This is a genomic window from uncultured Veillonella sp., from assembly GCF_915069625.1.
In the GTDB taxonomy this organism is placed as follows: Bacteria; Bacillota; Negativicutes; order Veillonellales; family Veillonellaceae; genus Veillonella.
Genome location: NZ_CAJZFD010000101.1, coordinates 1 through 7,204 on the forward strand (window position 1 = coordinate 1; position 7,204 = coordinate 7,204).

10 protein-coding genes are annotated in these 7,204 nt (G+C 39.3%); 9 read left to right on the forward strand and 1 reads right to left on the reverse strand.

Going from position 1 to position 7,204, the window contains the following annotated elements; all coding sequences use genetic code 11:
• On the reverse strand, window positions 1-600 hold a 600-nt coding region (locus QZ548_RS06320; RefSeq protein WP_295869144.1), incomplete at its 3' end, for a LysR family transcriptional regulator.
• 333 nt (window positions 601-933) lie between these two features.
• On the opposite strand from QZ548_RS06320, the gene rpsD reads away from it, so the two are divergent.
• The 9 genes from rpsD (at window position 934) to QZ548_RS06365 (ending at window position 7,096) form a co-directional block, all read left to right on the forward strand.
• The gene (gene rpsD / locus QZ548_RS06325) at window positions 934-1,521 is read left to right on the forward strand and encodes a 30S ribosomal protein S4 (RefSeq protein ID WP_004695181.1); all 588 of its coding nucleotides are present in this window, start codon (window positions 934-936) and stop codon (window positions 1,519-1,521) included.
• Between the two features lie 215 nt (window positions 1,522-1,736).
• On the forward strand, window positions 1,737-2,177 hold the full coding sequence (gene rplM / locus QZ548_RS06330) for a 50S ribosomal protein L13 (RefSeq protein ID WP_005381375.1): 441 nt from the start codon (window positions 1,737-1,739) through the stop codon (window positions 2,175-2,177).
• A 20-nt stretch (window positions 2,178-2,197) separates the two neighbouring features.
• The gene (gene rpsI, locus QZ548_RS06335) at window positions 2,198-2,590 is read left to right on the forward strand and encodes a 30S ribosomal protein S9 (protein WP_005377846.1); all 393 of its coding nucleotides are present in this window, start codon (window positions 2,198-2,200) and stop codon (window positions 2,588-2,590) included.
• A gap of 183 nt (window positions 2,591-2,773) precedes the next feature.
• A complete protein-coding gene (locus QZ548_RS06340; protein ID WP_295232480.1) occupies window positions 2,774-3,565 on the forward strand; it encodes an enoyl-CoA hydratase in 792 nt (263 codons plus the stop codon).
• Between the two features lie 170 nt (window positions 3,566-3,735).
• Window positions 3,736-4,491, forward strand: coding sequence for a 6-phosphogluconolactonase (gene pgl / locus QZ548_RS06345; protein WP_295782806.1), 756 nt, complete (start codon window positions 3,736-3,738; stop codon window positions 4,489-4,491).
• Window positions 4,492-4,527: 36 nt separating this feature from the next.
• Window positions 4,528-4,770, forward strand: a complete 243-nt coding sequence (locus QZ548_RS06350) for a twin-arginine translocase TatA/TatE family subunit (protein ID WP_004695192.1) — start codon at window positions 4,528-4,530, stop codon at window positions 4,768-4,770.
• A gap of 14 nt (window positions 4,771-4,784) precedes the next feature.
• A complete protein-coding gene (locus QZ548_RS06355; RefSeq protein WP_295822647.1) occupies window positions 4,785-5,093 on the forward strand; it encodes a heavy-metal-associated domain-containing protein in 309 nt (102 codons plus the stop codon).
• Between the two features lie 66 nt (window positions 5,094-5,159).
• Window positions 5,160-5,603, forward strand: coding sequence for a cupin domain-containing protein (locus QZ548_RS06360; protein WP_295869145.1), 444 nt, complete (start codon window positions 5,160-5,162; stop codon window positions 5,601-5,603).
• Window positions 5,604-5,692: 89 nt separating this feature from the next.
• Window positions 5,693-7,096, forward strand: coding sequence for a DASS family sodium-coupled anion symporter (locus tag QZ548_RS06365; protein ID WP_295869146.1), 1,404 nt, complete (start codon window positions 5,693-5,695; stop codon window positions 7,094-7,096).
• Window positions 7,097-7,204: the final 108 nt, after the last annotated feature.

Below are 7,204 nucleotides of genomic sequence, written 5' to 3' on the forward strand. Positions count from 1 at the left end.
AGGTGGATACATTAAAAGTGGGAATTGTTGAATTGATTTTAATGTTGCCTCTTTAACTTGATCGATAATCTTTGGCGCATAATATACAAATTCATCTTCCCGTAGCGCTTTTGATTCATATAAGGACATGTCCTTATTATTTGGTAAATAGAGAAGGGCAATGTCGATACGATTTTCTCGTAAATCGAGCAATAGCTCTTCTTCTTCCATATCGTAAATAGATACAGAAAATTCAGGATGGTTTTCAAAGAAATGCGATACATATCCGTTGAGGCGAATGTCGCCAAGGCTACGAAGAACGCCGATGTTTAGGATAGGGCGTTCAACCTTGCTAGCTAAACGGATGGATTGTATGGCTCTCTCCAATGTGTCCAATACGAGTTCTGCTTCAGGCAGGAATAGTTCACCTTCTGGCGTCAAACGGCTGCCGCGGGTGGAGCGAGAAATTAATTTAACGCCTACAAGTCGTTCTAATTTTTTCATTTGCGCACTGAAAGCAGATTGGGTGATATTCATCGTTTGTGCTGCTAGTGTAAAGCTACCTGTTTTATTATATGTAATAAAACTTTGTAGCTCTTGCATGGTTGGTAATTCTTTCATTTCGGTACTCCGATTATAATAAAAACCTCACATTACTACTTATTACCTATATTAATTGTATTGTAGCATACTATAAGTATTTTTTCATCTAAATCTATAAAAGGCGATGAATTAATTAGAATAGATATAGAGCGGTTCTTTTATAAGAAATTTCGTTTCTAATGCTATGATAGGTGAGTAAAAATAATGATAAATAGTATGGCGAAAGAATCTGCTTTGCACATGCGATTTATAGGTAGAACTAATTGACATAGGGGCATAAGAAGTGATATTATTACTAAGTACCTTTATGTCGTGGTACAAGTATATATTAATTTATGAGGTGATAATCACATGGCAACGAGAAGAGAGGCTCGATTCAAACTTTGTCGTCGCTTTGGTGTGAACGTATTCGGTCACGCAAAAGCCTTGAATCGCGTCAAAAAAGACCAACGTCAGAAAAAAATGTCTGAGTATGGCACACAATTATTAGAAAAACAAAAAGTTAAAGCTTACTACAACTTGCTAGAACGCCAGTTCGTACGCTATTATGATAAAGCGAAAAAAATGCAAGGTGTTACAGGTCAAAACATGTTGATCCTTTTGGAACAACGTCTTGATAACCTTGTATATCGCATCGGCTTCGGTAACTCCATTCGTCAAGCTCGTCAAATGGTAAACCATGGCCACATCTTGGTAAACGGTCGTCGCGTAGACATTCCTTCCTTCTCCTGCAAACCAGGCGATGTAATCGAATTGCGCGAAGCATCTCGTGACAACGAAATGTTCAAAACTAACTTCCAAGAACTTCGTTCTTTCGAACTTCCTTACATTGAAAAAGACTTGGAAGGCTTCAAAGCTACATTCACTCGTCTTCCTCAACGTGAAGAACTTCCTATCGAAGTTAACGAAACACTTATCGTCGAATTGTACTCCAAATAATTTGGCGCTTATGGGAAAACCACTCAGAATTGGGTGGTTTTTTCTTTATGACATATCACTGTTAATGGGCTATAACAGTGTAAAAAACAATTGACATAGAACACCAAAATCTGTATACTATTTTGAGTAAGCTTTAGTCGTGTTTCCATTAGCCCCGGAAGCAAAGGACAAGCTGATTTTGGTAGAATTATGACGTTATTAGGAGGATATGCAGCATGAAAACTACATTTATGGCCAATCCGAACACAATCGAACGGAAATGGTATGTTGTTGACGCTGAAGGTAAAACTTTAGGACGCCTTGCTGCCGAAGTTGCAAAAGTTCTTCGGGGCAAAAATAAACCAACTTTCACACCACACGTAGACACTGGTGACCATGTGATCGTTGTAAACGCAGAAAAAATTCGCGTAACTGGTAAAAAATTGGAACAAAAGGAATACTTCCGTCACTCTGGTTACCCAGGTGGTTCCCGTTTCACTAAATTGTCCATGATGCTTGAAAAACAACCTGAACGTGTTGTTGAAATGGCAGTTCGTGGTATGCTTCCAAAAAACAAATTGGGTGCACAACAATACCGTAAATTAAACGTATACGCTGGTCCTGAGCATCCACATGCAGCTCAAAAACCAGAAGTTTTAGAAATTTCCGTACGATAATCTAGAGGGAGGAACATATAATGGCAGTAGCACAATATTACGGCACTGGTCGTAGAAAATCTTCCGTTGCTAGAGTTCGTCTGGTACCGGGCACAGGTAAAATCACTGTTAACAAACGTGAACTTAATGAATATTTCGGTCGCCAAACTTTGGAATTGATCGTAAAACAACCTTTGAACTTGACTAACACAGTTGAACAATACGATGTAATCGCAACTGTAGCTGGTGGCGGTCCTTCCGGTCAAGCTGGTGCAATTCGTCACGGTATCTCCCGTGCGTTATTGGACGTAGATGGCGAACTTCGTCAATCTTTGAAAAAAGCTGGCTTCTTGACTCGTGACCCACGTATGAAAGAACGTAAAAAATACGGTCTTAAAAAAGCCCGCAAAGCAAGCCAATTCTCCAAACGTTAATATTTGGACAACAGGTTATTACACCTGCAGACAATGTCTGCAGGTGTTTTTTTGTGCCCATTTATATACTATTGGATTGAGTCGTAAAGTTATTTTTACGTTTACATCTATATTTAATTCCCCTATAATAGAAGTATATTATCGAATTTTTTCGAAGATAGATTTTCATATAGGAGAATTCATATGATTTATAATACAATTCAATACGTAGTAGATAATGGTATCGGTACGTTGACATTTAATCGTCCGGCAGTGGCGAATGGTTTTAATATCGAGATGTGCAAGGAGATCCTTGAGGTTTTAGATAACGCACATAATGATGATAGTGTTCGTGCATTGCTCATCAATGCTGAAGGCAAGGTATTCTCTGCTGGCGGTGATTTAACAGAAATGGAACGCGCTGTAAACGATGGTGATACAGAGTCTTTATTTGAAATCGTTGAGCTCGTAGCTCAAATTTCTATGGCTATGAAACGCTTACCTAAACCTGTTATCATGAGCCTTCAAGGCGCTGCAGCAGGTGCGGCGTTCAACATGGCGTTAGCTGCAGACTTTGTTGTAGCGGCTAACAATGTACGCTTTATCCAAGCTTTCGTAAACGTAGGTCTTGCTCCAGATGCAGGTGGTTTGTTCTTGTTGACTCGATCCATTGGCATGAACCGTGCTATGCATATCGTTATGACTGGTGAAGCTGTTTCTGCTGAAAAAGGTAAAGAACTTGGCTTTGTATATAAAGTTTGTGAATTAGAAGATCTAGAAACTGCTACAAGACGTCTTGTAGAGAAATTAGCAAAAGGTCCTGCACAATCTTACCGCGTTATGAAAGAAATGATGTGGAATAGCTTCTTATCTGGCTGGGAAGAGTACAAGAAGTTTGAAGTAGAAAATCAATGCTCCTTAGGTCTTTCTGAAGACTTTAAGGAAGGTGTACGAGCTTTCACAGAACGTCGTCGCCCTAAATTTGGTCAAAAATAATAATTATTCTCTTGTAATTCTTTGAAATATCATGTATTTTATAAGCAGTTACTAATATAATTCGAACCGATGTGGCTCTATATATTGAGTTACATCGGTTTTTGCTTTCATAAAAAAGCAAAAGTATATATAATAGTACTATTATAATAGTTTTAGGAGGTCATTATTACATGGCTCAAGATACAATTAAATGTTATGACGGTCCTAGTGATGTAGTCCAAGCATTGGCGGAGGATTTTATTGATTTTACCAATGATGAAATTAGCCGTACTGAAACGTGCATCGTTGGTATTACTGGGGGTACTGTTATAAATGGTTTGTTAGAATTACTTAACTCTCCTGAATATATTGAGCGCCTTAATTGGGAACGGATATTCTTTTTGTGGACTGATGAGCGCTTCTTGCCACAAACGCATGAGGATAATTACTTCAATCGCGTAAAACCTCATTTGCTATGCAAGGCAAAGGGGGCTGCTCATTTCTTGCCAATTAATACGGATTCTAAAACCGTACATGAAGCGGCTGAAGAATATGAAAAAGAGGTTCGCAATGTCCTAAAGGCATGTAAAAAATCTGGTCTTGATTTAGCGTTGCTTGATTTAGGCGAGGATGGTCATACGGCAGGATTATTTGCAGGCTCTCACGCACTGCGTGTAGCTGATCAAGATGTAGTGGCCGTTGAAGATGGCAAGGTATGGGAACGCATTTCTATGACATTTTCTTTCCTAGCAAAATCTGATGCTGTCTGGTTTACTGTGACTGGTGAAAGTAAGAGAACGGCGTTGACAAAGGTATTATACCAACGCGAAGATTACGAGGATTTAACGTGGGAAAAACGCATTGGCCGTACATTGCCTGGTGCTGTGCTTTCACAAGAAGCTGTGACCTGGTATGTGGACAAGGCAGCCTATAATGATGTACACTAAAAGATGTAAGTTTTAGTAAATATAAAGGAGATACATATGGGATCTATAGGAACACCTGAATTAATAGTTATATTAGTGATCGCTCTAGTTATCTTCGGACCTGGTAAATTACCTGAAGTAGGTAAAGCTATTGGTAAGGGCATCAATGAATTTAAAGATGCTATTTCGGGCCCTAAAAAAGCTGTTGATGAAACGAAAGAAGCCGTTAAAAAGGCGACTACTATCGACGTAACAGCAGGGGCTAAAAACGACGATAAACATAAAGAAGCTAATGATTAATAGGAGGTATCACTATGTGTAAAGATTGTGGTTGCGGTGAAGATAATGGCGTTGTAACAAAGGTATTTACTGTGCCTGGTATGATGTGCAATAACTGTAAAGAAACGGTTGAAGGTGCATCCCTTGGGTTACCTGGTGTTTTGAGCGCAGAGGTAAATTTGCCAGAGAAAACAGCGACTGTTTCTTTTGATCCAGAAAAAGCATCTGTTGAAGTTATTACAAAAGCTATTGAACGTACAGGCTTTGAAGTAGAAAGCGTTGCAGATGGTGTACAAAAACATAGTCATGGTTTACTAGGAACATTGAAACGTTTCTTCAAATAATCGAACCCATAGGGCTGTATTGAAACACTGTTTCGATGCAGCCTTTTTTCATAAAGAGGTAATAAAATGATACGCAAGTTTGATGCTAAAAATTTCAAGTGGGATGGCGTCGATACCTTGGTATATAAACAAGATGGTAGCCCTTTTAAAGATGTAACACGTCAAGTTTTATACGATGGGGCCTTTGATATTCCATGCCAATTCCGCTATTTTGAATGCTTGCCAGGTGGTTATTCTACGCTTGAATATCATGAACATACACATATGGTTATGATATTCCGTGGGAAGGGGCAAGTCTTATTAGGCGATGAAATCCATGATGTAGAAGCTGGAGATTTTATAGAAATCCCAGGTAAGACAATCCATCAATTCCGGGCTAATAAAGGAGATTATATCGGGTTCCTTTGCTTAGTTAATCAAGATCGGGACAAGGTAAAATTATTAACCACTGAAGAGATGGATACATTGCGCTCTAATCCAAAGATTAAAGAATTTTTGGAAAGTTGCTAATTTATATGGCGGTTATGTGTAATGACCGCCATATAGTTTTTTATAATCAACAGTAACTGTTGATATGTGTAGTTTGATAGGGAGGTTCTATGAATACCTTTACACGCGCCGCACTGACGGTACTGGTAGGACTTGTGATTTGGTTCTTGCCTCATACAGAGGCGATTAAGCCTGAAGGCTGGCATTTATTAGCTATCTTCACGGCTACAATTGTAGGTTTTATTTTACGACCTTGGCCAACAGGTATTATGGCACTCTTTGGTATTGTTGCTGCGGTAGCAACAAATTCTATTACCATGGTGCAAGCATTAGGTGGTTACGCTGAAGCCAATGTATGGCTTATCGTAGCAGCTGTATTCTTTTCTAGAGGCATTATTAATTCTGGCCTTGGTAAGCGTATCGCGTATACTTTGATTCGGTCCTTCGGTACTAGTTCCTTAAAGTTAGCTTATGCATTGGCTTGTACGGATCTTATTATTTCTCCTGCCACGCCATCTAATACGGCTCGTGGAGGCGGTATTATTTTCCCAATTGTACAAAACATTTCGTTAGCCTTTGATTCTGAGCCAAATGGTAGTACGGCACGTCGTATTGGGGCATACTTGATGACAACGGCTCATACGATAAACACCATTACTGTAACAATCTTCTTAACTGCTTGTAGTGGTAACTTATTGATTACATCCTTAGGTGCAAAATTGTTTGGCTATGATATTTCATGGTGGGAATGGTTCCAAGCAGGTGTCATCCCTGGTGTAATTTGCATGATTTTGATGCCTTGGTTTATTTATAAAATCTATCCACCAGAAATTAAAGAAACTCCACAAGCAGCTGAAATGGCTCAAAAGGAGTTAGATGCGCTTGGTCCGATTACAAAGGCTGAAATTTCTGTAGCTATCATCTTTATACTTTGTATCTTGCTTTGGGCTACAGCGATTTGGACGAAGTTACATCCTACTGTAGTTGCTATGATGGGCGTACTTGCTTGTGTAGTTACAGGATCCCTTACATGGGAAGATATTCTAGGTGAACGCACAGGTTGGGATATTCTAATCTGGATGGGTACCCTCGTTGGTATGGCTGGTTTACTTGGCAAACTCGGCGTTGTTGCAGTATTTGCTGATTTTGTAAGTCAACATCTTGTAGGTATTGATTGGTTCTGGGCATCCTTCATTATCTCTGCAACCTTTGTTTACTCTCAATACTTCTTTGCCAGTGGTACAGCGCGTATTACAGCGTTATTCTCCGCCTTTGCAGCTATCTTGGTAGCAATGGGCGCACCAATTCCATTTACCATCTTGCTCTTTGGTTTGATGAACAGTCCTGGCTGTACATTAACACATTATAGTTCTGGTGTAACGCCAATCTTCTTTGGTGCTGGTTATGTACCACAAGGAACATGGTGGCGTGTAGGCCTTGCTATTTCTGTGGTTAGCTTCTTAATTCACTTCTGGGGCGGTACCCTTGGCATGTGGCTATTCGGTATTCTATAATATTCAAAAATCTCTCACAGTAGTGGGGGATTTTTTATTTGCTCTACCTGTTTAGTAGTTTGTTATCGATTTATTTTCTATGTGTATTAGATAGGTAGTGTATTATTT

Coding starts and splice junctions, on each gene's coding strand:
- QZ548_RS06355 (WP_295822647.1), top strand. CDS start 4,785: ATGTGTAAAGATTGTGGTTGCGGTGAAGATAATGGCGTTGTAACAAAG.
- rplM (WP_005381375.1), top strand. CDS start 1,737: ATGAAAACTACATTTATGGCCAATCCGAACACAATCGAACGGAAATGG.
- QZ548_RS06360 (WP_295869145.1), top strand. CDS start 5,160: ATGATACGCAAGTTTGATGCTAAAAATTTCAAGTGGGATGGCGTCGAT.
- rpsD (WP_004695181.1), top strand. CDS start 934: ATGGCAACGAGAAGAGAGGCTCGATTCAAACTTTGTCGTCGCTTTGGT.
- pgl (WP_295782806.1), top strand. CDS start 3,736: ATGGCTCAAGATACAATTAAATGTTATGACGGTCCTAGTGATGTAGTC.
- QZ548_RS06365 (WP_295869146.1), top strand. CDS start 5,693: ATGAATACCTTTACACGCGCCGCACTGACGGTACTGGTAGGACTTGTG.
- QZ548_RS06340 (WP_295232480.1), top strand. CDS start 2,774: ATGATTTATAATACAATTCAATACGTAGTAGATAATGGTATCGGTACG.
- QZ548_RS06350 (WP_004695192.1), top strand. CDS start 4,528: ATGGGATCTATAGGAACACCTGAATTAATAGTTATATTAGTGATCGCT.
- rpsI (WP_005377846.1), top strand. CDS start 2,198: ATGGCAGTAGCACAATATTACGGCACTGGTCGTAGAAAATCTTCCGTT.